The sequence below is a fragment of the Escherichia sp. GZ89 genome (assembly GCF_019366485.1).
Lineage (GTDB): Bacteria > Pseudomonadota > Gammaproteobacteria > Enterobacterales > Enterobacteriaceae > Escherichia > Escherichia fergusonii.
Map to the genome: position 1 here is coordinate 25,621 of NZ_JAEOHX010000005.1, position 24,265 is coordinate 49,885.

Annotated in this window: 24 protein-coding genes; 9 read left to right on the plus strand and 15 right to left on the minus strand. The window is 50.1% G+C overall.

Translation table 11 applies throughout. The features are described from left to right. Nucleotides 1-30 precede the first annotated feature (30 nt). From rseP to rpsB, 8 genes are all read right to left on the minus strand, one after another. Nucleotides 31-1,383 (minus strand): sigma E protease regulator RseP, encoded by a 1,353-nt coding sequence (gene rseP / locus K0335_RS10185; RefSeq protein WP_000953849.1) that lies wholly within the window; start codon nucleotides 1,381-1,383, stop codon nucleotides 31-33. Between the two features lie 11 nt (nucleotides 1,384-1,394). Then, entirely contained in the window at nucleotides 1,395-2,252 is an 858-nt protein-coding gene (gene cdsA / locus K0335_RS10190) for a phosphatidate cytidylyltransferase (RefSeq protein WP_000922431.1), read from the minus strand. A 12-nt stretch (nucleotides 2,253-2,264) separates the two neighbouring features. Further along, on the minus strand, nucleotides 2,265-3,023 hold the full coding sequence (gene ispU, locus K0335_RS10195) for a (2E,6E)-farnesyl-diphosphate-specific ditrans,polycis-undecaprenyl-diphosphate synthase (protein ID WP_001295562.1): 759 nt from the start codon (nucleotides 3,021-3,023) through the stop codon (nucleotides 2,265-2,267). A gap of 188 nt (nucleotides 3,024-3,211) precedes the next feature. Further along, nucleotides 3,212-4,408 carry a 1-deoxy-D-xylulose-5-phosphate reductoisomerase gene (gene ispC, locus K0335_RS10200; RefSeq protein ID WP_000811934.1) on the minus strand — a complete coding sequence of 399 codons (1,197 nt, stop codon included), beginning with the start codon at nucleotides 4,406-4,408 and terminating at the stop codon, nucleotides 3,212-3,214. Nucleotides 4,409-4,500: 92 nt separating this feature from the next. Next, on the minus strand, nucleotides 4,501-5,058 hold the full coding sequence (frr, locus tag K0335_RS10205) for a ribosome recycling factor (RefSeq protein ID WP_000622418.1): 558 nt from the start codon (nucleotides 5,056-5,058) through the stop codon (nucleotides 4,501-4,503). Nucleotides 5,059-5,349: 291 nt separating this feature from the next. Further along, nucleotides 5,350-6,075 (minus strand): UMP kinase, encoded by a 726-nt coding sequence (gene pyrH, locus K0335_RS10210; RefSeq protein ID WP_000224573.1) that lies wholly within the window; start codon nucleotides 6,073-6,075, stop codon nucleotides 5,350-5,352. 146 nt (nucleotides 6,076-6,221) lie between these two features. Beyond that, on the minus strand, nucleotides 6,222-7,073 hold the full coding sequence (gene tsf, locus K0335_RS10215) for a translation elongation factor Ts (RefSeq protein ID WP_000818114.1): 852 nt from the start codon (nucleotides 7,071-7,073) through the stop codon (nucleotides 6,222-6,224). A 134-nt stretch (nucleotides 7,074-7,207) separates the two neighbouring features. After that, nucleotides 7,208-7,933 carry a 30S ribosomal protein S2 gene (gene rpsB / locus K0335_RS10220; RefSeq protein ID WP_000246882.1) on the minus strand — a complete coding sequence of 242 codons (726 nt, stop codon included), beginning with the start codon at nucleotides 7,931-7,933 and terminating at the stop codon, nucleotides 7,208-7,210. A gap of 367 nt (nucleotides 7,934-8,300) precedes the next feature. Between rpsB and map the strand changes: the two genes are divergently transcribed. From map to K0335_RS10245, 5 genes are all read left to right on the plus strand, one after another. Continuing rightward, a complete protein-coding gene (gene map / locus K0335_RS10225; protein WP_104920503.1) occupies nucleotides 8,301-9,095 on the plus strand; it encodes a type I methionyl aminopeptidase in 795 nt (264 codons plus the stop codon). Nucleotides 9,096-9,156: 61 nt separating this feature from the next. Next, nucleotides 9,157-11,829 carry a bifunctional uridylyltransferase/uridylyl-removing protein GlnD gene (gene glnD, locus K0335_RS10230; RefSeq protein WP_001094550.1) on the plus strand — a complete coding sequence of 891 codons (2,673 nt, stop codon included), beginning with the start codon at nucleotides 9,157-9,159 and terminating at the stop codon, nucleotides 11,827-11,829. 30 nt (nucleotides 11,830-11,859) lie between these two features. Continuing rightward, nucleotides 11,860-12,684, plus strand: a complete 825-nt coding sequence (gene dapD, locus K0335_RS10235) for a 2,3,4,5-tetrahydropyridine-2,6-dicarboxylate N-succinyltransferase (RefSeq protein ID WP_001186646.1) — start codon at nucleotides 11,860-11,862, stop codon at nucleotides 12,682-12,684. 52 nt (nucleotides 12,685-12,736) lie between these two features. After that, nucleotides 12,737-13,549 carry a phosphodiesterase YaeI gene (gene yaeI / locus K0335_RS10240; RefSeq protein ID WP_104920504.1) on the plus strand — a complete coding sequence of 271 codons (813 nt, stop codon included), beginning with the start codon at nucleotides 12,737-12,739 and terminating at the stop codon, nucleotides 13,547-13,549. Nucleotides 13,550-13,706: 157 nt separating this feature from the next. Then, entirely contained in the window at nucleotides 13,707-14,093 is a 387-nt protein-coding gene (locus tag K0335_RS10245) for a DUF3461 family protein (protein WP_000272185.1), read from the plus strand. Between the two features lie 114 nt (nucleotides 14,094-14,207). On the opposite strand, the gene cdaR is transcribed toward K0335_RS10245, so the two are convergent. The 3 genes from cdaR to dgt form a co-directional block, all read right to left on the minus strand. After that, nucleotides 14,208-15,365 carry a DNA-binding transcriptional regulator CdaR gene (cdaR, locus tag K0335_RS10250; protein ID WP_000929412.1) on the minus strand — a complete coding sequence of 386 codons (1,158 nt, stop codon included), beginning with the start codon at nucleotides 15,363-15,365 and terminating at the stop codon, nucleotides 14,208-14,210. Nucleotides 15,366-15,522: 157 nt separating this feature from the next. Continuing rightward, the gene (gene degP / locus K0335_RS10255; RefSeq protein WP_000753932.1) at nucleotides 15,523-16,947 is read right to left on the minus strand and encodes a serine endoprotease DegP; all 1,425 of its coding nucleotides are present in this window, start codon (nucleotides 16,945-16,947) and stop codon (nucleotides 15,523-15,525) included. Between the two features lie 129 nt (nucleotides 16,948-17,076). After that, the gene (gene dgt, locus K0335_RS10260) at nucleotides 17,077-18,594 is read right to left on the minus strand and encodes a dGTPase (RefSeq protein WP_046082491.1); all 1,518 of its coding nucleotides are present in this window, start codon (nucleotides 18,592-18,594) and stop codon (nucleotides 17,077-17,079) included. A gap of 82 nt (nucleotides 18,595-18,676) precedes the next feature. Between dgt and mtnN the strand changes: the two genes are divergently transcribed. Genes mtnN through K0335_RS10275 form a run of 3 tightly spaced genes read left to right on the plus strand, consistent with a single transcriptional unit; the run spans nucleotide 18,677 to nucleotide 20,833 of the window. Further along, on the plus strand, nucleotides 18,677-19,375 hold the full coding sequence (gene mtnN / locus K0335_RS10265) for a 5'-methylthioadenosine/S-adenosylhomocysteine nucleosidase (protein ID WP_000689837.1): 699 nt from the start codon (nucleotides 18,677-18,679) through the stop codon (nucleotides 19,373-19,375). After that, entirely contained in the window at nucleotides 19,368-20,168 is an 801-nt protein-coding gene (gene btuF / locus K0335_RS10270) for a vitamin B12 ABC transporter substrate-binding protein BtuF (protein WP_000002269.1), read from the plus strand. Before mtnN ends, btuF begins: the two co-directional genes overlap by 8 nt. Nucleotides 20,169-20,203: 35 nt before the next feature. Continuing rightward, nucleotides 20,204-20,833 (plus strand): TRIC cation channel family protein, encoded by a 630-nt coding sequence (locus K0335_RS10275; protein WP_000964243.1) that lies wholly within the window; start codon nucleotides 20,204-20,206, stop codon nucleotides 20,831-20,833. Between the two features lie 60 nt (nucleotides 20,834-20,893). On the opposite strand, the gene erpA is transcribed toward K0335_RS10275, so the two are convergent. From erpA to K0335_RS22705, 4 genes are read right to left on the minus strand one after another with little or no spacing between them, the layout of a single operon-like run. After that, nucleotides 20,894-21,238, minus strand: a complete 345-nt coding sequence (gene erpA / locus K0335_RS10280; RefSeq protein ID WP_001295564.1) for an iron-sulfur cluster insertion protein ErpA — start codon at nucleotides 21,236-21,238, stop codon at nucleotides 20,894-20,896. Continuing rightward, nucleotides 21,231-21,296, minus strand: a complete 66-nt coding sequence (gene yadW, locus K0335_RS10285; protein ID WP_120795373.1) for a small protein YadW — start codon at nucleotides 21,294-21,296, stop codon at nucleotides 21,231-21,233. Before yadW ends, erpA begins: the two co-directional genes overlap by 8 nt. A gap of 23 nt (nucleotides 21,297-21,319) precedes the next feature. Next, on the minus strand, nucleotides 21,320-22,741 hold the full coding sequence (gene clcA / locus K0335_RS10290; RefSeq protein ID WP_104920505.1) for a H(+)/Cl(-) exchange transporter ClcA: 1,422 nt from the start codon (nucleotides 22,739-22,741) through the stop codon (nucleotides 21,320-21,322). Nucleotides 22,742-22,755: 14 nt separating this feature from the next. Beyond that, on the minus strand, nucleotides 22,756-22,806 hold the full coding sequence (locus K0335_RS22705) for a hypothetical protein (protein ID WP_370918659.1): 51 nt from the start codon (nucleotides 22,804-22,806) through the stop codon (nucleotides 22,756-22,758). Between the two features lie 159 nt (nucleotides 22,807-22,965). On the opposite strand from K0335_RS22705, the gene hemL reads away from it, so the two are divergent. Further along, a complete protein-coding gene (gene hemL / locus K0335_RS10295) occupies nucleotides 22,966-24,246 on the plus strand; it encodes a glutamate-1-semialdehyde 2,1-aminomutase (protein WP_000045287.1) in 1,281 nt (426 codons plus the stop codon). Nucleotides 24,247-24,265 lie beyond the last annotated feature (19 nt).

Sequence of the window (24,265 nt, forward strand, 5' to 3'; positions counted from 1 at the left end):
GTTATTATGCGTTCTTCCTAACTAACTCTCTTACAACCGAGAGAAATCATTGAAAAGTGCAAGCCCCATTAACAGCACCAGCAAAATCGAGCCAATGCGATAACTAAAGTCTTGAACTCGCTCGGATACCGGGCCGCCCTTGATCTTTTCGATCGCAAGGAACAGCAGATGCCCCCCATCTAGCACGGGCAACGGAAACAGATTGATTATCCCTAAGTTCACGCTGATGAGCGCAAGAAACGGCAGGTAATAAACAATTCCAAGTTCCGCTGTCATCCCAGCCCCTTTGGCGATAGATATCGGCCCACTGAGGTTGTTCAGATTAACATCACCGGTGATCAATTTTCCCAGCATACTGACCGTCAGTTTCATCAACTGCCACGTTTTATCCGTAGCTTCGAGGATGGCGTTGAACGGCCCATACTGGCGTACAATTTTATACTCTTCCGGCAAAGGAATGAGTTTAGGCTCAATGCCTGCAAATCCAATCGCTTTGCCTTTACCCGGTTTACTCTCCGGGATCAACGTCAGTGATAAAGGGTTTCCCTGACGCTCAATTTCCAATGCCAACGGTTTACCAGGATTGTCGCGCACCAGAGTAACAAACGTTCCCCACTGCGTTAACGGTTGACCGTCGACTTTAACGATCCTGTCGCCTGCTTGCAAACCTGCCTTCATACCTGCTGAGTTTGCCTGAATAACAACCAGTACTGGTTCAATCTGCGGTCCACGTGGACGAATACCCAACGAAGATACAGGATCTTCTTTGTCTGGCTCAAATGACCATTGACGTAAATCCAGTTTTACATCTCTTCGCTGGTCGCTACCAAAGGGCGCTACGCTAAGAGTTGTACTCTCATCCCCGATTTTGTCGACCAGTTGTAAACGCACGGAATCCCAATCAGGGGTTTCGATACCATCAACCGCTTTTAGTTCCGTGCCTGGTGCAATTTGCGCCTGTGCAGCTATCGAGTTGGCTGATATTTCACCAACAACCGGGCGAACACCTGGTACGCCGATAATAAAAACCAGCCAGTAAGCAAAGATTGCGAAAAGGAAGTTTGCTATCGGGCCAGCTGCAATAATCGCTGCTCGTTGGCCGACAGTTTTATTATTGAAGGCATGGCGGCGCAACTCAGGAACGACTGGTTCAGCACGCTCGTCAAGCATTTTGACATAGCCGCCAAGGGGGATCATGGCGACGACATATTCAGTACCTAACCGATCGGTTCGGCGCCAGAGAGCTTTGCCAAAGCCAATGGAAAAGCGCTCGACGCGAACACCACAACGCCGGGCAACCCAGAAATGACCAAATTCATGCACCGTGATAAGTACACCCAGCGCAACGATGAATGAAGCCAAATCCCAGAGAACACTCAGCATAATACCTTCCGTTAAAGCGTCCTGAATACCAGTAACAACAGGCAAGCAAAGACCGGCACAGCAGCGGTCAGGCTATCAATACGATCCAGAATACCACCATGGCCAGGAATCAGATGACCACTGTCTTTGATTCCGGCTTCACGCTTAAACATACTCTCGGTTAAATCGCCCAATACCGAAGCCAATGCCGCGACGATAGAGCATACAAGTAAAATTACTGGCGCAACATTGAGATCAGCCCACATGCTGTAGCCCCAGGAGATTACTGCGGCAGTTGCCAGTCCACCAATAAAACCCTGCCAGGTTTTACCGGGAGAGACCTTCGGGGCCAGCTTATGTTTACCAAATAATTTACCAAACATATATGCGCCAGAGTCAGCTCCCCATACGAGGATCATGACATACAGCAGCCATATCGCGCCACTGTAATGGTTCTCGTCATAGTGCCAGCTGCGTAACGCCAACATTCCCCAGAAGAAAGGAACAATGGTCAGAATGCCGAAGATAATGCGTAATGTTTTTGAATTACGCCAGATTGCAGCTGATCCAGGATAAAACAGTACCAGCAATAGCGCAGCGATCCACCATCCTGTTGAGGCCCAAAGCGAAACCGCAACCAGTGAATGTTGAATACTGCGGTTATAGTCAGGCAACAGAAATAGCATTAGCGCCAGCAATAACCCGCATAGCACCGCCAACCATACCCGCTGCGAGCGAGAGGTAAAACCGCTAAGCTGTCCCCATTCCCACGCTGCCAGCATACAAACCACCAGCGTAACAATGGCGAACCCCACCGGCGGCAACAGAAACAATGCCGCGATGACTACAGGTATTAAAACAAAAGCAGAAATCAGGCGATACTTCAGCAAAAGCGACCCCCATCAGGCTGTTTCATCACCGGGCTCGGTGCCGCCGAAACGACGCTCTCGATTGGCAAAGGCATTTAGTGCCCCTTCAAAGTCTTGTTCATCGAAATCGGGCCAAAGAACATCTGTAAAGTAAAGTTCGGCGTAGGCAATTTGCCAAAGCAAAAAGTTACTTATGCGATGTTCTCCCCCAGTCCTAATTACTAAATCTACAGGGGCCAGTTCATGCATACAGACATGCTGGTTTAGCATCTCTTCATCTATCTGATCCGGTTGCAGATTTCCTTGCTGCACCTTTTCAGCCAGTTGCCTGACGCCCTGGACTATATCCCAACGTCCACCGTAGTTCGCCGCAATATTCAGCGTCAGACCGGTATTCCCGGCTGTTAGCGCTTCAGATTTACGAATACGTTCTTGCAAACGCGAGTTAAAACGACTGGTATCGCCAATAATACGCAGACGCACGTTATGTCGGTGCAGGCTTTTTACTTCGCTATCGAGCGCCCACACAAACAGTTCCATTAACGCACTGACCTCCTGCGCTGGTCGGTTCCAGTTTTCACTGCTAAAGGCATACAGCGTTAACGCCTCAATACCGTTGTTGGCCGCAAAAGAGACAGCCCGGCGGACGGATTTTGCCCCGGCTTTATGCCCAAAGGCACGAATCTTCCCTTGCTTTTTTGCCCAGCGACCATTGCCGTCCATTATGATCGCAACATGGCGACAGCCATGCGCTGGCAATTTTTCGCTAAGTGGTTGAGTAGCAGACAACATCACGCGTTTCTTATTCCCTGACAGGGTTTACGGTACTCAGGAATACTGAAGCCTATACAAAAAAAAGCCGTGTAAAACCACGGCATACCTGACCTTATAAAGCCAACTACTTACGATCAGATGGCGCAGACTATATCACTGAAGCCCTACGCTAACAAATAGCACGACTCTCTGTAGCCGGATTATCCTCAGCTTGCGAGACGCATCACCTCTTTTCTGGCGATTTCACGGGCAGTGGCATCTACGCTCAGCACATCTTCCACGCTTTGCGGCTCTTGTAAATCCATCTTTTCCAGTACAGATAAATTCAGCGCAGCAATATCAGTAAAGCGAATCTGTTGCGCAAGAAAAGCTGCAACAGTGATCTCGTTTGCGGCATTCAATGTGGTCGTTGCAGCCTGGCCTTGTTCGAACGCCTCCATAGCCAGTTTCAGGCATGGATAACGATCATAATCCGGTGCGGCAAATGTCAACGCACTCAGTTTGCAAAAATCGAGCGGCTTCACGCCAGAGTTCACGCGATTCGGCCATGCCATGGTGTGGGCAATTGGCGTACGCATATCCGGTTCACCCAACTGCGCCAGAACGCTGCCGTCCTGGTAGCGCACCATTGAGTGAATCACTGACTGCGGGTGAATCAGCACTTCCATCTGGCTGGCGCTGGCGTTAAACAGCCAACGCGCTTCAATGTATTCCAGACCTTTGTTCATCATGGTAGCCGAATCGACAGAAATTTTACGTCCCATCGACCAGTTCGGATGACGGCAGGCTTGATCGGGCGTCATTGTTGCCAAATCGCGCAATGGCGTCTCACGGAAAGGGCCACCAGACCCGGTAAGTAAAATGGACACCACGCCATTTTGCTCAAGGTCAGCGTATCCCAGATTATGCTGGATAGGTTGCGGTAAACTCTGAAAAATGGCGTTATGTTCGCTATCGACTGGTAACAATTGCGCTTTGCTCTGCTTTACGGCGTCCATAAACAGACGTCCGCAAGTGACCAGTGATTCTTTATTGGCCAACAAAATAGTTTTACCCGCGCGGATCGCAGCAAGCGTAGGCAACAGGCCAGCTGCGCCAACAATAGCCGCCATCACCTGATTAACATCTTCAAGCGCTGCCATATCACAAGCTGCCTGCTGACCACTTAAGACTTCGGTGCGGCTACCCTGTTGCTGTAGCATCGTTTTAAGAAGTTTCGCACTCGCTTCATCATCCATTACGGCATAGCGGGGAGAGAATTCCAGGCACTGTTCTACCATGCGAGTGACATTTTTGCCTGCCACCAGCGCAACTACGCGGAAGTGTTCGGGATTATGGCGCACCACGTCCAGCGTGCTGCAACCAATCGAGCCGGTCGAGCCCAGAATGGTGAGTTGCTTCATGAAACATCCAGAGTTGAGACAGAATAAAAAGCAAAACGCCGCCAGCCGATCCGCAAGGATCTACTGAGCGGCGTTTTTTGTCGTTCAAGAAATCAGAACTGCATCAGTTCTGCTTCTTTGTCTGCCAGCGCCGCTTCAATTTTCTTGATTGCAGCATCAGTCAGTTTCTGTACATCGTCCTGAGAACGGCGATCGTCGTCTTCGCTGATCTCTTTATCTTTCAACAGTGCTTTCACTTTGTCGTTCGCGTCACGACGCACGTTACGTACTGCAACACGCGCTTGTTCTGCTTCACCACGAACAATTTTGGTCAGATCTTTACGACGTTCTTCCGTCAGCGGTGGCAGCGGAACACGAATGTCGCTACCCGCAGAGTTCGGGTTCAGGCCAAGATCGGACGCCATAATCGCTTTTTCAACGGCCGGAGACATTGAACGATCAAACACGTTGATTTTCAGAGTACGGGAATCTTCTACCGTTACGCTTGCCAGCTGACGCAGTGGCGTCGGCGTGCCGTAATATTCCACGACAATGCCATCCAGCAGGCTGGGAGAAGCACGACCCGTGCGTATTTTGCTGATTTGGGTTTTGAACGCTTCTACGCATTTATCCATGCGTACTTCAGCATCTTTTCTGATATCGCTAATCACGTTACGAATCCTTGAAAACTTGTCTCAGTCAGACCAGACAGTCACACACAGTGGAAGTGTGCTAAGTATAGCCCTGATTAAACATATTACGGGTAATCGTCTGGATTATTAGGCTATTTTATTTGCCATTTTGGCCCCGGGCAGTGCTCGCCATCCTCACGTACTTGTGTACGCTCCGGTTGCTGCGCGCTGGCCGTGACCAAACTGCCTGCAACAATAACGCCTTATAACCAGACTTACGCCCCCGCGATACTTACGCGGAATCTTACCCTTATTTATCCATCACGGGAATTATTCCGTGATTAAAGTCCCTTCTTTTTCACCCATTACCACACGGCGCAGCGCACCCGGTTTGTTCATGTTGAAAACACGAATCGGTAATTTATGGTCACGAGCCAGCGTGAAGGCCGCCAGGTCCATGACTTTCAGCTCTTTTTCCAGCACTTCGCTGTAAGTCAGTTGCTCGTACATCGTTGCGGTTGGATCTTTCGCCGGATCAGCAGTAAACACGCCGTCAACTTTGGTTGCTTTCAACACCACATCAGCTTCAATTTCGATACCACGCAGGCAAGCTGCAGAGTCGGTGGTAAAGAACGGGTTACCTGTACCAGCGGAGAGGATCACCACACGATTGTTGCGCAACAGGCTAATCGCTTCTGCCCAGCTGTAGCTGTCGCACACGCCATTCAATGGAATAGCGGACATCAGACGAGCGTTCACATAGGCGCGGTGCAGTGCATCACGCATTGCCAGGCCGTTCATTACAGTCGCCAGCATCCCCATGTGGTCGCCCACAACGCGGTTCATACCCGCTTTCGCCAGACCAGCGCCACGGAACAGGTTACCCCCACCAATCACCACACCAACCTGAATACCCAGTTCAACCAGTTCTTTGATTTCCTGAGCCATGCGATCCAGTATGCTTGCATCAATACCGAAGCCTTCCGTGCCCTGCAGAGCTTCGCCACTCAACTTAAGCAGAATGCGTTTATAGACGGGTTTTGCATTGGTAGCCATGTTTCTTTCCTGAGACTGTCAACGATTGAAATGAATTAATACCGGCGACATTGTACGTCGCTTTTCAGCGCAGCCCCATAAGGGTTAGCTGAATTTACAAGATGGGCGCAAAAAGAAGCCGCCCTCAGGCGGCTCCTTTTCGATAATTAAGACTGCTTGGACATCGCAGCAACTTCTGCTGCAAAGTCAGTCTCAACTTTCTCGATGCCTTCACCTACTTCGAAGCGGATGAAGCCAGTCACTTCAGCGTTATGCTCTTTCAGCAGCTGACCAACAGTTTTGCTTGGTTCCATAACGAACGGCTGACCGGTCAGAGAAACTTCGCCGGTGAATTTCTTCATGCGGCCTTCAACCATTTTCTCTGCGATTTCTTTCGGCTTACCAGACTGCATCGCGATATCCAGCTGAACCTGGTATTCTTTTTCTACCACTTCAGCGGAAACGTCTTCCGGTTTGATGAATTCTGGTTTGCTTGCAGCAACGTGCATAGCGATGTGTTTAACCAGCTCTTCGTCAGCGCCTTTAGCAGCAACCAGAACGCCGATACGTGCACCGTGCTGATAAGAACCCAGAACGTCGCCTTCCAGCGCAGCAACGCGGCGAATGTTGATGTTTTCACCGATTTTCGCTACCAGCGCAACACGTTCTTCTTCGAACTGTGCTTTCAGAACTTCAACGTCAGTGATTTTGCCAGCAACAGCTGCGTCCAGAACTTTGTCTGCGAACGCCTGGAAACCAGCGTCTTTTGCAACGAAGTCAGTCTGGCAGTTAACTTCCAGAATGATGCCGTAGTTGCCGTCGATTTTGGTTTTGATCACGCCGTCAGCAGCAACGTTGCCTGCTTTTTTCGCTGCTTTAATAGCACCGGACTTACGCATGTTTTCGATTGCCAGCTCGATGTCGCCGTTAGCTTCAGTCAGTGCTTTTTTGCAATCCATCATGCCTGCGCCAGTACGCTCACGCAGCTCTTTTACCAGGGATGCGGTAATTTCAGCCATTCTAAAATCCTCGGAGATGTGATCTGCCCGGCATTAAACCGCACAGATATAAAAGTGAAAAAGGGGGCCATATGCAGGCCCCCTAACCAAACGTGTACTACCTGGTCTATAAGGGCTCGTACGAGCGTGCCTTATTACTCAGCTTCTACGAAGCTTTCTTCCGCCTGGGAAGCCAGATCCTGAGAACGGCCTTCACGTACGGTAGCAGCAACAGCGCCCAGGTACAGGGTCACAGCACGGATTGCGTCGTCGTTACCCGGGATAACGAAGTCAACACCGTCCGGATCAGAGTTGGTATCAACGATAGCAAATACCGGAATACCCAGGTTGTTTGCTTCTTTGATAGCAATGTGTTCGTGGTCAGCATCGATTACAAACAGAGCGTCCGGCAGACCGCCCATGTCTTTGATACCGCCCAGGCTGTTTTCCAGTTTCTCCAGCTCACGAGTGCGCATCAGCGCTTCTTTCTTGGTCAGCTTGTCGAAAGTACCGTCCTGAGACTGAGTTTCCAGGTCTTTCAGACGTTTGATGGACTGACGAACGGTTTTCCAGTTAGTCAGCATACCGCCCAGCCAGCGATGGTTCACGAAGAACTGGTCGCAGCTCAGAGCAGCGTCTTTCACCGCTTCGCTTGCAGCGCGTTTAGTACCAACGAAAAGGATTTTACCTTTACGAGAAGCAATCTTGTTCAGTTCAGCCAGAGCTTCGTTGAACATCGGTACAGTTTTCTCAAGGTTGATGATGTGAACTTTGTTACGCGCACCGAAGATGAACGGCTTCATTTTCGGGTTCCAGTAACGGGTCTGGTGACCGAAGTGAACACCAGCCTTGAGCATGTCGCGCATGGAAACAGTTGCCATGATTAAAACCTCTATATAAAAGTTGGGGTTATGCCTCCACGTATCCCATATTACCGACCCTAAAGGGCACCCCGGAATATGTGCCGATACGTGTGTGTTGTTACACAAAGTGAGATTGTCGCTTCCGTCCAGTCTGTGTATACGAAATGGATCGGAAGTCCGGCGCGCTTTATACCACAAATACGTCGTGGACACCAATAATTGTTGGCGCTGTGTACAGCATCAGACGATGAATTTTCTATTATAGAAAACGTTCAGTGGCACGTTTGGCGAAATTCAGAATGATTCTCAATTTGCCCGGGTGTGATACCATTGACGACACTTACATATATATTGTCGGTATCACCGACGCTGATGGACAGAATTAATGGCTATCTCAATCAAGACCCCAGAAGATATCGAAAAAATGCGCGTCGCTGGTCGACTGGCTGCCGAAGTGCTGGAGATGATCGAACCGTATGTTAAACCGGGCGTCAGCACCGGCGAGCTGGATCGCATCTGTAATGATTACATTGTTAATGCACAACACGCGGTTTCTGCCTGCCTCGGCTATCACGGTTATCCGAAATCCGTGTGTATCTCTATTAATGAAGTGGTGTGCCACGGTATCCCGGACGACGCTAAGCTGCTGAAAGATGGCGACATCGTTAACATCGACGTCACTGTAATCAAAGATGGTTTCCACGGCGATACCTCAAAAATGTTTATCGTCGGTAAGCCAACCATCATGGGCGAACGTCTATGCCGCGTAACGCAAGAGAGCCTTTACCTGGCGCTGCGCATGGTAAAACCTGGCATTAATCTGCGCGAAATCGGCGCGGCAATTCAGAAATTTGTCGAAGCAGAAGGCTTCTCCGTTGTTCGTGAATATTGCGGACACGGTATTGGTCGCGGCTTCCATGAAGAACCGCAGGTGCTGCACTATGACTCCCGTGAAACCAACGTCGTATTGAAACCGGGGATGACGTTCACCATCGAGCCAATGGTCAACGCGGGCAAAAAAGAGATCCGCACCATGAAAGATGGCTGGACGGTAAAAACCAAAGATCGCAGCTTGTCTGCACAATATGAGCATACTATTGTGGTGACGGATAACGGCTGCGAAATTCTGACGCTACGCAAGGATGACACCATCCCAGCGATAATCTCGCACGACGAATAAAATGAAGCCGGCGAATGCCGGCTTTTTTAATGCGATAATTTAATCTTATGGGTGGCGCACAATGAATACCCTTCCAGAACAGTACGCAAACACCGCTCTCCCCACCCTGCCCGGTCAACCGCAAAATCCATGCGCCTGGCCCCGTGATGAATTAACCGTTTGTGGGATAAAAGCTCATATTGATACCTTCCAGCGTTGGCTGGGTGATGCCTTTGACAATGGGATCTCCGCAGAACAGTTGATTGAGGCACGTACCGAGTTTATCGACCAACTCCTGCAACGGTTATGGATTGAAGCGGGATTCAGCCAGATTGCCGACCTGGCATTGGTCGCCGTCGGTGGCTACGGTCGTGGCGAGCTGCATCCGCTTTCAGACGTCGATTTACTGATTTTAAGCCGCAAAAAACTCCCGGACGATCAGGCGCAAAAAGTGGGCGAGCTGTTAACGCTGCTCTGGGATGTGAAGCTGGAAGTCGGTCATAGCGTGCGCACGCTTGAAGAGTGCATGCTGGAAGGGTTATCGGATTTAACCGTCGCCACCAATTTAATCGAATCCCGCTTATTAATTGGCGATGTTGCGTTATTCCTCGAACTGCAAAAACATATTTTCAGCGAAGGATTCTGGCCTTCCGACAAGTTCTACGCAGCGAAAGTTGAAGAACAGAACCAGCGCCATCAGCGTTACCACGGCACCAGCTACAACCTTGAGCCAGACATCAAAAGTAGCCCCGGCGGCTTGCGCGATATCCACACTCTGCAATGGGTTGCCCGCCGTCATTTTGGCGCAACATCGCTGGATGAGATGGTTGGATTTGGCTTCTTAACCTCAGCGGAACGGGCGGAATTAAACGAATGTCTGCATATATTGTGGCGTATTCGCTTTGCCCTGCATCTGGTCGTCAGCCGTTACGATAATCGCCTGCTGTTTGATCGCCAACTTAGCGTCGCCCAGCGTCTGAATTACAGTGGCGAAGGTAACGAACCCGTCGAGCAGATGATGAAGGATTACTTCCGCGTTACGCGCCGCGTCAGCGAACTCAACCAGATGTTGCTGCAACTGTTCGATGAAGCCATCCTCGCCCTGCCCGCCGACGAAAAACCACGTCCAATCGACGATGAGTTTCAGCTACGCGGTACGCTAATCGACCTGCGTGATGAAACACTATTTATGCGCCAGCCGGAAGCCATCTTGCGTATGTTCTACACCATGGTGCGCAACAGTGAGATCACCGGCATTTACTCCACCACGTTGCGCCATCTGCGCCATGCTCGTCGCCATCTGCAACAACCGCTGTGTAATATTCCGGAAGCACGAAAACTGTTTTTAAGCATTCTGCGTCACCCCGGAGCGGTGCGGCGCGGACTATTGCCAATGCATCGCCATAGCGTGCTCGGTGCCTATATGCCGCAATGGTCGCATATCGTCGGGCAGATGCAGTTTGACCTGTTCCACGCCTACACGGTGGATGAACATACTATTCGCGTGATGTTGAAACTGGAGAGTTTTGCCAGTGAAGAAACGCGCCAGCGCCATCCGTTGTGTGTGGATGTCTGGCCGCGATTGCCGTCAACTGAGCTGATTTTCATCGCCGCGCTGTTTCACGATATCGCCAAAGGGCGTGGCGGCGACCACTCCATTCTCGGTGCTCAGGATGTAGTGCATTTTGCCGAACTCCACGGGCTTAACTCACGCGAAACGCAGCTGGTAGCCTGGCTGGTTCGCCAGCACCTGCTGATGTCGGTGACCGCCCAACGCCGCGATATTCAGGACCCGGAAGTCATCAAGCAGTTTGCCGAAGAAGTGCAAACAGAAAACCGACTTCGTTATCTGGTATGCCTGACGGTGGCCGATATATGCGCCACCAACGAAACACTGTGGAATAGCTGGAAGCAAAGTCTGTTGCGTGAGCTCTACTTTGCTACCGAAAAGCAGCTACGGCGCGGAATGCAAAACACGCCGGATATGCGCGAACGCGTTCGCCATCACCAACTCCAGGCGCTGGCGCTACTGCGTATGGACAATATTGACGAAGAGGCACTGCACCATATCTGGTCACGCTGCCGGGCAAACTATTTTGTTCGTCACAGTCCAAATCAACTGGCCTGGCACGCACGCCATTTGCTAAAGCATGATTTAAGTAAGTCATTAGTGTTGCTAAGCCCACACGCCACGCGTGGTGGCACCGAGATTTTTATCTGGAGCCCGGACCGTCCTTACTTGTTTGCCGCTGTTTGTGCCGAGTTAGATCGACGCAACTTAAGCGTTCACGACGCACAAATTTTTACCACCCGCGACGGTATGGCGATGGATACATTCATTGTCCTTGAGCCGGACGGCAGCCCACTTTCCGCAGATCGCCATGAGGTTATTCGATTTGGTCTGGAGCAAGTACTGACACAAAGTAGCTGGCAGCCACCGCAGCCGCGTCGCCAACCTGCCAAATTGCGCCATTTTACTGTTGAAACCGAAGTGACGTTTTTGCCAACCCATACCGACCGCAAATCGTTCCTTGAGCTTATCGCTCTCGACCAACCAGGACTACTGGCAAGGGTCGGGAAAATTTTTGCCGATCTGGGAATTTCGCTTCATGGCGCCCGAATTACAACCATTGGCGAACGAGTAGAAGATTTATTCATAATTGCTACCGCTGACCGGCGTGCGCTTAATAACGAGTTGCAGCAGGAAGTGCATCAGCGGTTGACAGAGGCCCTCAATCCAAACGATAAAGGGTAATGTGTTTATTTATATGGAAAGAGTTTAACAATGCAGCAGTTACAGAACATTATTGAGACCGCTTTTGAACGCCGTGCCGAGATCACGCCAGCCAATGCAGACACCGTTACCCGCGAAGCGGTAAATCAGGTGATCGCCCTGCTGGATTCCGGCGCACTGCGTGTGGCGGAAAAAATTGACGGTCAGTGGGTGACGCATCAGTGGTTGAAAAAAGCGGTGCTGCTCTCTTTCCGTATTAATGATAATCAGGTGATCGAAGGGGCAGAAAGCCGCTACTTCGATAAAGTGCCGATGAAATTCGCTGATTACGACGAAGCACGTTTCCAGAAAGAAGGCTTCCGTGTTGTACCACCAGCGGCGGTACGTCAGGGTGCGTTTATTGCCCGTAACACCGTGCTGATGCCGTCTTACGTCAACATCGGCGCATATGTTGATGAAGGCACGATGGTTGATACCTGGGCCACTGTCGGTTCCTGTGCGCAGATTGGTAAAAACGTCCACCTGTCTGGCGGTGTAGGCATCGGCGGTGTACTGGAGCCGCTGCAGGCTAACCCGACCATTATTGAAGATAACTGCTTCATCGGCGCGCGTTCAGAAATCGTTGAAGGCGTCATCGTAGAAGAAGGTTCGGTGATCTCAATGGGTGTTTACATTGGGCAAAGCACCAAAATCTATGATCGCGAAACTGGCGAAGTCCATTACGGACGCGTCCCGGCGGGGTCTGTGGTTGTTTCAGGCAATCTGCCGTCGAAAGATGGCAAATACAGTCTTTACTGTGCGGTTATCGTTAAGAAAGTTGACGCGAAAACTCGTGGCAAAGTCGGCATTAACGAACTGCTACGTACCATCGACTAAAAGTCAGTACACGGGCAGCATGACGCTGCCCGTTTTTTTACAGGGATGAATGATGATCACACGCAGGCGTTTTTTACAGGCTGTTGCCGCGACGTTAACGGTGAGTTCAAGTTTCGGTTATATGCATTACCTGGAACCCGGCTGGCTTGAATTAACCCATCACCGCTTCGCCTTTTTTGAAGAAAAAGCCGCACCATTCAAAATTCTGTTTCTGGCCGATCTCCATTATTCCCGCTTTGTTCCGCTTACCTTGATTTCAGACGCCATTAATCTTGGAGTTGCACAAAAGCCCGATTTGATATTGCTGGGCGGTGATTACGTATTATTCGATATGCCGCTGAATTTTTCGGCGTTTGCTGACGTACTCTCCCCCCTTGCCGAATGTGCGCCGACGTTTGCCTGTTATGGCAATCACGATCGCCCCGTGGGAACGGTGAAAAATCGCTTGATTGGCGAGGCGTTAAAGTCGGCGGGGATCACGGTGTTATTTAACGAATCCACGCTAATCACCACTCAAAAGCAGCAATTTGAACTGGTTGGCACTGGTGATTTATGGGCTGGACAATGCAAACCGCCTCCCGCCAGCGAAGCAAATCTGCCACGACTGGTGCTGGCACATAATCCCGACAGCAAAGAAGTCATGCGTAATGAAAAGTGGGATCTGATGCTCTGTGGTCACACTCACGGCGGGCAGTTACGCATACCGTTGGTTGGTGAGCCTTTTGCGCCCATAGAAGATAAACGCTACGTCGCTGGTTTAAACGCCTTTGGTGAGCGACAAATTTACACGACTCGGGGTGTCGGAAGTTTGTATGGCTTGCGTCTGAATTGCCGCCCGGAAGTGACGATCATGGAACTGGTGTAGAAAGCGAATTCTCTTATCAGAATAAAGCAGGTAATTTTTTGATTTTTAGACCATGATAAAAGTCTGGAAGAAAAGGCTTCCTGCGATCTCCGTCGAGCTAAACCGCCAGGCGAAATGCTAAGATAAGCACAATTACTGACTCTTTTGAGGTACCACTATGTACGACAATCTGAAAAGTTTGGGCATTACCAATCCTGAGGAAATTGATCGTTACAGCCTCCGGCAGGAAGCCAATAACGATATTTTGAAAATCTATTTCCAGAAAGATAAAGGCGAGTTTTTCGCCAAGAGTGTGAAGTTTAAATATCCGCGTCAGCGCAAAACGGTGGTCGCCGATGGTATTGGCCAGGGATATAAAGAAGTTCAGGAAATCAGCCCTAATCTCCGTTATATCATTGATGAGCTTGATCAAATCTGCCAGCGTGACCGCAGCGAAGTTGACCTTAAGCGTAAAATTCTCGACGACTTACGTCATCTGGAGTCAGTAGTGACCAATAAAATCAGCGAGATAGAAGCAGATTTAGAGAAGCTGACACGTAAATAATTTTGCATATTGCCATTCTGCCAGCCGGGTAAAGTATACGCTGAATAATTCGAGTCGCCGTACATGCAACTTGAAGTAAGACGAGCATATTTCCCGGCATTTACTATTTTTACCCTATCGCTGCTCATCCAGTTGTAACGCCACATACAACAATAACCTGTCATCAAAATTCCCCAGATCTAAGCCAGTGAGTTCCGATATGCGATTAAGCCGGTACTCCAGAGTATTACGATGGATAAATAATGCTTTTGAAGTTGCCAACGGCTGAACATTATGGCGAAACCACGCGTTCAGTGTGCGGCGCAACAGACCGTTATTATCCATCGCTTTAAGTCTTGCCAAAGGACGAGCAAGTTCATTTGCCTGCCAACCACCACGCAAGCTATCCAGCAGCACTGGCAACATCAAATCTTGATAAAAATAACTGCGGCTTTCCGGCATCCGTTGTTTTCCGACCATCATCGTCGTACGGGCCGTACGATAAGAACGTGCGATGCTGCCAGGTCCGGTGAAATAGTTGCCCAGCGCGACGCGAAAACGTAGCTGTCCATTCTCTTTCATACGTGAAATCAATTGCTCAACACGCTTGCGATGATCTTCAGCATCCCAGCGCCCAAACGGGTTTAGGGCCGGTTTAAGTACTACCATTTCCGTCAGAGAGACAATCGCAATCAGATTATTTCGTTCCGGGGTGGTAAGGGCGTTTTGTAATTGCTGCAACTCAGCCATCGCACTATCTACACCGAGCTGCCCGCTATCCACCTCCACAACCGCGACCACACGTGGCTGATTAAGATCGATACCCAGCCGCTGCGCCCACTCAGTTAACGCTGGTGTATTTTCTTCTGCCTGAATCAGATTCATCACCAACTCTTCCCGCAGGCGACTATCCTGGGCCAGCAGATGCATCAATCGTGACTGCTCAAGCATCATTTCGGAAGTCATACAGACCAGCTCACCATATTTTCGTAAATGCTCTGGTTCGCCCGTCAGACCAATGACGCCAACAATCTCACCTTCCAGCCGCAGTGGTAGATTTATTCCTTGTCGCACGCCGTGCAAATGCCGCGCCACAGCGTCATCAATATCCACAACGCGTCCTTGTGCAAGCACCAACAATGCGCCTTCATGCAATTCACCAATACGCTCACGATCGCCGCTGCCGATAATGCGCCCGCGGGCATCCATTACGTTGATATTGGTATCGATAATGCGCATGGTCCGCGCCACGATATCCTGAGCCATTTTGGTATCAAGATGCCATCCAGCCATAAGCCCTCCATTGTGCAGGGTTCTAGCATAAGGAGATGTTTAAATACCGACATTGTGCAATCGCACAAAGGAGAAGGAAGAAATATGGAGTTGTGGAGGGCTTCACATTATATAAAAGGGAACCCCTTCCTGTTTTTCAGGAAGGGGCTGTGGAGGATTACTGCATCAACAGATAGAGAGTGCTGTCGCCACGCTGAATGTTCAGCGCCAGAACAGACGGTTTGCTGTCGAGAATTTTACGCAGCTCTGCAATGTTTTTCACTGCCTGCTGGTTAGCACCAATAATCACATCACCTTTCTTCAGGCCGATCTGCGCAGCCGGGGTGCCCGTTTTCACGTTGTTCACTACCACGCCCTGATCTTTGCCCTTATTGCTCATCTCAGCGCCTTCAATACCGTTGAAGATAGAGCTGGAATCAACCTGATTCTGGCTGCTCTGCTGCAGCTCCAGATTCACCGTTACTGGTTTGCCGTCGCGCAGTAAGCCAAGGCTCAGTTTGCTACCGACAGGCATAGTACCAACCTGAGCACGCAGTGCGGCAAAGCTACTGATCGGCTTACCGTTCAGAGAGGTAATCACATCACCTGCTTTAATACCTGCTTTCGCCGCTGAGGAGTTCGGCATGACCTGGCTTACGAATGCACCACGTTGGGCATCAACTTTCATTGCCTTCGCCAGTTCAGAGTTTAACTCGGTGCCCATAATCCCCAGTTCACCGCGTTTCACCTGACCGAATTCAACCATCTGAGATGTCAGGTTTTTCACCATATTGCTTGGGATTGCAAAACCGATACCGATGTTACCGCCATCTGGTGCGAGGATCGCGGTATTAATCCCGATCAGTTCACCATTCAGGTTAACCAGCGCACCACCGGAGTTACCACGGTTGATTGCGGCATCCGTCTGAATAAAGTTTTCGTAGTTTTCTACGTTCAGACCGCTACGCCCCAGAGCAGAAACGATACCTGAAGTTACCGTTTCCCCCAGACCGAATGGGTTACCGATAGCAACGGTGTAGTCACCCACACGCAAGGCGTCAGAATCCGCCATCTTAATAGCAGTCAGGTTTTTCGGATTTTGAATCTGAATCAGCGCGATGTCAGAACGAGGATCTTTGCCGACCATCTTCGCGTCGAACTTACGACCATCGCTCAGTTGCACTTTAATCACATTGGCGTTATCAACAACGTGGTTGTTGGTAACTACGTAGCCTTTCTCAGCGTCAATAATGACACCTGAGCCCAGGGACATAAATTTTTGTGTCTGGCCGCCGCCATTTCCACCAGGACCACCCTGGCAGAATGGAGAACTCTGGAACGGAGAACCTTCCTGACAGAACGGGGAATCATCCCCAAAGAACTGCTGGAAATTACGCGGCATACGCGGCGTATTTACGGTTGTGCTACCTTCTACGTTAATACTGACCACCGATGGCATCACCTTTTCGAGCATCGGAGCCAGGCTTGGCATCTGCTGAGCTGACGCTGCCGGAGTGGCTTCAGCCGCCGTTGCAGAAAGAGGAGAAAGCGCCAAACCTAAACTCAGAGCCAATGCACTCAGTGCTAATGTGGTTTTTTTCATGTGTTTCAGTCTCGATTAACAGATAACGCAAAATTGCTGTGTTCCTCAGATTCGTTTTATAGCGCGAAGTTCCGAACTAAAGTTTCTGCAAAAAGTAAAAATTTATTGTCCGTCTTTACAAAAGCCTGGTTATTGTTCTACGGCCATCAGACGCCGGTACTCATCCCATGCATAAAGATCTGTCATACCGCTGATATAATCCTGCAGCAATCGGCAACGATAATAATATTCCAGTATCGGATATTCTGGCGAGTCAGACGATAATTTACCAACAGCTTCGACATATGCAAGGCGATGACGGGTTGAGAGCTTCTGAAATAAGCGAGACTCTATAGGAAAACGCTTCAACCTTTCTTTTTCTACCAATTCGGCAAAATCGGATAAAGGTAAGCTTAATAGCGGGCGATAAATTTCTAATAATCCGCTAATTACCCGATACCCTTGTAATTCTAACTGCTCGACCTCTGGATGGCTAAAAACATGTTTTTGCGCCACATTTTTATAAAGCTCCAGCAATCGGCTATAACTACTATTATCTTCCAACAGGGCGTGATTAAACGTTCCTTCAAAAATCTCCGCCAAATTATCAATAAAACGCTGCGCCGCATACGGCACCAGTTTATTTAAGGTGTTTACCCGTAAATACATAAAAAACTGATCTTCTGTACTGCGACTAAGAGAATTCACGTGCGATTTTTCCCAGGCGTTTTCTACCACCTGAGCAAAGAGAGAACCTTTTTCGTGTTCTCCCCACGCTTCATACAAGTGATGATAAAGTTGCTCGACGCTGAAAATGTTTTTTTCTACCGCATCTTCCAGATCAGCCACACAATAGGAGATATCATCGGCAGCCTCCATAATCCAGGTTAATGGAAAACGACTGTAAAGCGCTAAATTAAGTTCTTTACGTAATCTCGCAATATAGGGTTCTTCAGAAAGATAGTAGCCCGGTTTTTTCATTAAATAGTGATGAGTCGCTGGTGGTTGACCGCGCCACCACGCCGGGCGCGTGTATTTTAATATACCGCCAACTTGTGCCCAGGTGAGATTCATCCGCATCAATGTATGCACCAGGCGAATACCTTGTGCATTACCTTCAAAGTGGCAAAGATCCTGACGCACCTTACGCCGCAGCTCGTTTAACGTCTCTTCTCCTTCCCGCAAACGCAGTAATGCGACAATACAGCGGTCATCGCTAAGCGGTTGGCTTTCTGCATCTGCCGGAAACAGGCGCTGGCGAAACCAGTCATTAATTGCCGCCTCACCAAAGTGACCAAACGGAGGGTTGCCAATGTCATGCATCAGGCAAGACATCTCCACGATACTTTCAAATGGACCTGTCAGTTCATCAAGACCGTAGGTCTTCAGCAGGTCTTGCTCTTTCAGGCGGCTTAATATCTCTTTGGCGATATACCGCCCAACTTGTTGGACTTCCAGAGAATGAGTAAGACGTGTGCGCACCGCAGCGTTGCGCTCCAGTGGGAAGACCTGGGTTTTTTGTTGCAGACGGCGAATGGCTGGCGAGTTAATAATCCGCCCGCGATCACTTTCAAAGATCCGCAAAATTTCATGCTCGGTTTTCACCCCTTGAGGCGAACGATAACGACGATGCCAGTTTATTTTTTTTCGGAAATCAATCTGAATCATGTCCTCTCCCGCTGAGCATTACGCTTCCTTACAAGCGCATGATAAACTATGCCTTTAAATCTGACCTGGCGCGAGTATCTTTATGAAAATCGGTATTATTGGTGCAATGGAAGAAGAGGTCACGCTGTTACGTGACAAAATCGAAAACCGTCAAACCTGTACCATGGGCGGCGTAGAAATTTACACCGGCCAACTTAACGGCACTGAAGTAGCGCTGCTGAAATCGGGCATCGGTAAAGTTGCTGCGGCAATGGGTGCGACGTTGCTGATCGATCATTTTAAACCAGATGTCATCATTAACACGGGATCTGCAGGTGGCCTGGCTCCGACACTGAAAGTGGGTGATATTGTGGTTTCCGACGAAGCCCGTTATCACGATGCGGATGTGACAGCATTTGGCTACGAATATGGCCAGTTGCCTGGTTGCCCGGCAGGCTTTAAAGCCGATGATAAATTGATTGCCGCCGCAGAAGCGTGCATTGCTGAGCATAACCTCAATGCGGTGCGTGGCTTAATTGTCAGTGGTGATGCGTTTATTAACGGTTCCGTTAGCCTGGCGAAGATTCGTCACAATTTCCCGCAAGCCATTGCCGTTGAGATGGAAGCAACAGCTATCGCTCATGTTTGCCACAACTTCAAAGTACCGTTTGTGGTAGTACGTGCAATCTCCGACGTTGCTGATCAACAATCACACATTAGTTTTGATGAGTTCCTTGCTGTAGCTGCGAAACAGTCAAGTCTGATGGTTGAAACGCTGGTACAGAAACTGGCACATGGCTAATCTATCATTCAGGGCGCTCGCCGCCCTGTTCTTCTTGCTGCCACTGTGGCTTTGTGCCGCACCGCGTGTTATTTCCCTCTCCCCTGCCAATACTGAACTGGTTTTTGCCGCCGGGATCACGCCTGTTGGCGTCAGCAGCTATTCTGATTTTCCACCAGAAGCCAAAAACATTGAGCAAGTATCTACGTGGCAAGGAATCAATCTTGAACGCATTGTCGCTCTAAAACCAGATCTCGTGGTCGCCTGGCGTGGCGGTAATGCCGAACGGCAAGTTAATCAGCTCTCGTCGTTAGGTATAAAAGTGATGTGGGTGGATGCCTCAAACATTGAACAGATTTCTGATGCGTTGCTCAAACTTGCACCATGGAGTCCACACCCGGAGCAAGCTACGCAAGCCGCAGAACACCTGCTTGCCGAGTACGAAAGCCTCAAATCCCAGTTTGCCGGTAAAGCGAAAAAGCGTATTTTTCTGCAGTTCGGCATCAATCCTCCATTTACTAGTGGAAAAGACTCAATTCAAAGCCAAATTATTACCCTTTGTGGCGGAGAAAATATCTTTTCCGATAGCCGGGTTCCCTGGCCACAAGTCAGCCGTGAACAGGTGCTGGCACGTGCTCCTCAGGCAATCGTGATAGCAGGAAACTCGAGCGATATTCCTAAAATCAAACAATACTGGGGCAATCAACTACAAATCCCGGTTATTCCGCTAAAAAGTGACTGGTTTGAAAGAGCAAGCCCGCGTATTATCCTCGCAGCAAAACAACTCTGTACTGCCCTTTCACAGGTTAATTAGAGTCTGCCTCGCAGGCTCTCAGTGGGGATTCGACTATGCTTGTCTATTGGTTGGATATTGTAGGCACAATAGCATTTGCCATCTCCGGCGTTATATTGGCCGGAAAAATACGGATGGACCCGTTTGGCGTGCTTGTTCTGGCTGTCGTAACTGCTATTGGTGGAGGCACCATCCGCGATATGGCGTTGGATAACGGCCCCGTTTTTTGGGCGAAAGATCCCACCGATTTGGTCGTCGCTATGGTAACCAGCATGGTGACGTTATTTCTGGTTCGTCATACCCGAAATGTTCCGCACTGGATTCTTCCAGTACTCGATGCCATAGGTTTGGCAGCGTTTGTCGGCATTGGCGTCAACAAAGCATTCGCAGCCGGAACAGGCCCCGTTGTGGCGGTAACAATGGGGGTGATTACCGGTGTCGGCGGTGGAATTATTCGTGATGTACTGGCCCGCGAAATACCGCTAATCTTGCGCACAGAAATTTACGCTGTCGCCTGCATGATTGGCGGCATGGTACATGTCACAACACTTATCGCATTCAGCGTTCCTGCAGATACCGCCTGTCTGATGGGTATGGCGGTCACATTATTAGTACGCCTTGCAGCAATACGCTGGAATTTGCGCCTGCCTACTTTTGCATTAAACGATGAACGACGTTGCGAGTAGTTAAACGAAAATGGCCCACAAATAACACATTGTGGGCCATAAGAAAGAATCGTGATTTGATCAGATGCTGAAAGAAGAGCCGCAACCGCAGGTGCTTTTCGCGTTCGGGTTGGTCACGATGAAACGAGAACCTTCCAGACCTTCGGTATAGTCAACGGAACCGCCGACCAGATATTGCAAGCTCATCGGGTCAACCACCAGGCCTACGCCCTGTTTTTCGATGGTCATATCGCCTTCGTTCACCTGATCATCAAAGGTGAAACCATACTGGAAGCCGCTACAACCGCCACCGGTGATATACACGCGTAATTTCAGATTCGGGTTATCTTCGTCAGCGATCAGGCTTTTAACTTTGTTGGCTGCTGCGTCGGTAAACTCCAGCGGCAGTGCTACGTCATCACTCATATTTTGCTCCAAACGACATCGGCAATTGGGCAAATTCTAACCCAATAATAATCGCCATTATCTAATACCCTGGTATTTCGTTCAAGTATTCTCGCTGGCTGATGCGGCCTTGCTTCGCGCCAGTTGTTCCGCTTCCTGTTTTGCCAGCGTGCGCGCAAGAATCGCCGAATATAGCGGTTTCCCGCCGGTAAATTGTGCTAATAGTGTTGCGCCAAGACCGGTAATAATCATTGGCAAAATGAGCTGATAGTTATCGGTCATCTCCAGAACCAGAATGATCCCCGTTAACGGCGCGCGAATAGAAGCCGCCAGTAACGCCCCCATTCCGGCAATAGCAAAAGTGCCTGCTTCAAGGTGATATTGCGGAAACAGCTCAACGGCAACCATTCCGAAAGCGGTACCCAGCACAGTACCCAGCGCCAACATCGGGGCAAAAATACCGCCCGGTGCACCGGAAGAGAAGCAGAGTAAGGTAGTAATGACGCGCGCGACGAAGATAAACACCAGCATTCCCATGCTGAAATTCCCTGCCGTAGCGATAGGAATCAGGTTAAAACCGCCGCCCGAAGTTGCTGGTGCCACAAACCCCAGCAATCCACACAGACCGCCAATCGCACCGCCCATCAGTACCCATTTGGTAATATTGCCGCCGTGCACACGGTGCAGCAAATCCTGCATCCCCAGCACCCATTTATTAAAAATAGGGCCGAAAATGCCAAAAATAATACCGAGGATCAGATAAAGCCACAGTGTATTAAGCGGCGCGTCAGAAAGTTTACCGACGTCAATCAACGCAACTTCATGATTAAAAATCCGGTACATAATGGTCGACATAATGACACCAATAAATACCGCTTTAATCGAAATTAACGTATAGCGAAACTGCGGACGCATCTCTTCGATAATAAACAATATACCCGCCAGCGGCGCGTTAAAGGCCGCCGCCAGCCCCGCAGCAGCACCGGTTGCCAGCAGCGTATGGCGCGCTTCATCACCTTTCAGGCGGAATATATCAAGCACCATCCGACCGATATTACCGCCGATCTGCACGGTTGGCCCTTCACGCCCCAACACCATGCCGCCGCCGAGTGTCCCAAGCCCGCCAAAGAATTTCACCGGCAATACACGCCACCAGCGAACGGGACGTTGATCTTCCAGCGCCCCTTCAATTTCTGGGATCCCCGAGCCACCGGCTTCCGGCGCGTATTTGCGCACCAAAAAGTAGCCGAACATCGCCAGCACCGCCGAACAGAGAAAAGCGACGGTTAACAGTAGCGGATAATTATCGGCAGTATGGACCAGCGCCCCCATCCGTTGGTTCTGCAACCAGGAGACGCCCTTATCAAAAGCGACAGCCGCCAGACCGACAAGCGTACCGACGACAGCTGCCATAAACAAAATGGCTAACGGGGTTTTATCGCGCTCAAGAAGTTGGCGAATCAGTTGTCTGCGTCGCAGGCGCGCAGCCTGTGGTATTTCTAAAGAGGGAGTATCAGTTTTCATCCAATGATCACTTATTAGTCATACAAATAAGATGACGGCATTTTACTCGCACGTTGCGTGAAAATCCTTTGCAAAGCGTAATGTTTCAAATGCGTAAAACTTTTATACTCTTATGCGTCCAGGTTGCATAAGCACAGGCAACCTGATGTTTGACGAGTACTTAACTTGTTATGAATAACATAGAATAGCAGCCATTCACTTTTTCTACGAATCAGGAACCCTCCATGAGTAAGTCTGAAAATCTATACAGCGCAGCGCGCGAGCTGATCCCTGGCGGTGTGAACTCCCCTGTTCGCGCCTTTACCGGCGTGGGCGGCACTCCACTGTTTATCGAAAAAGCGGACGGCGCTTATCTGTACGATGTTGATGGCAAAGCCTATATCGATTATGTCGGTTCCTGGGGGCCGATGGTGCTGGGCCATAACCATCCGGCGATCCGCAATGCCGTGATTGAAGCCGCCGAACGCGGTCTGAGCTTTGGCGCACCGACCGAAATGGAAGTGAAAATGGCGCAACTGGTGACCGAACTGGTGCCGACGATGGATATGGTGCGCATGGTGAACTCCGGCACCGAAGCGACGATGAGCGCCATCCGCCTGGCCCGTGGTTTTACCGGCCGCGACAAAATCATTAAATTCGAAGGTTGCTACCACGGTCACGCTGACTGCCTGCTGGTGAAAGCCGGTTCTGGCGCGCTCACTTTAGGCCAGCCAAACTCTCCGGGTGTTCCGGCGGATTTCGCTAAACATACATTAACCTGCACTTATAACGATCTGGCCTCTGTACGCGCCGCGTTTGAGCAATACCCGCAAGAGATTGCCTGTATTATTGTCGAGCCAGTAGCAGGCAACATGAACTGTGTTCCGCCGCTGCCAGAGTTCCTGCCGGGTCTGCGCGCACTGTGCGACGAATTTGGCGCATTGCTGATCATCGATGAAGTGATGACCGGTTTCCGCGTGGCGCTGGCTGGCGCGCAGGATTATTACGACGTGGTGCCAGACCTCACCTGCCTGGGCAAAATCATCGGCGGTGGAATGCCAGTAGGCGCATTCGGTGGTCGTCGTGATGTGATGGATGCGCTGGCCCCGACCGGTCCGGTCTACCAGGCGGGTACGCTTTCCGGTAACCCGATTGCGATGGCAGCCGGTTTCGCCTGTCTGAATGAAGTCGCGCAGCCGGGCGTTCACGAGACGCTGGATGAGCTGACAACACGTCTGGCAGAAGGTCTGCTGGAAGCGGCAGAAGAAGCGGGAATTCCATTGGTCGTTAACCACGTTGGCGGCATGTTCGGTATTTTCTTTACCGACGCCGAGTCCGTGACGTGCTATCAGGATGTGATGGCCTGCGACGTCGAGCGCTTTAAGCGTTTCTTCCATATGATGCTGGATGAAGGTGTGTATCTGGCACCGTCGGCATTTGAAGCGGGCTTTATGTCTGTGGCGCACAGCATGGAAGATATCAATAACACCATCGATGCTGCACGTCGGGTATTTGCGAAGTTGTAATGATTTTGCCTCGCCCACC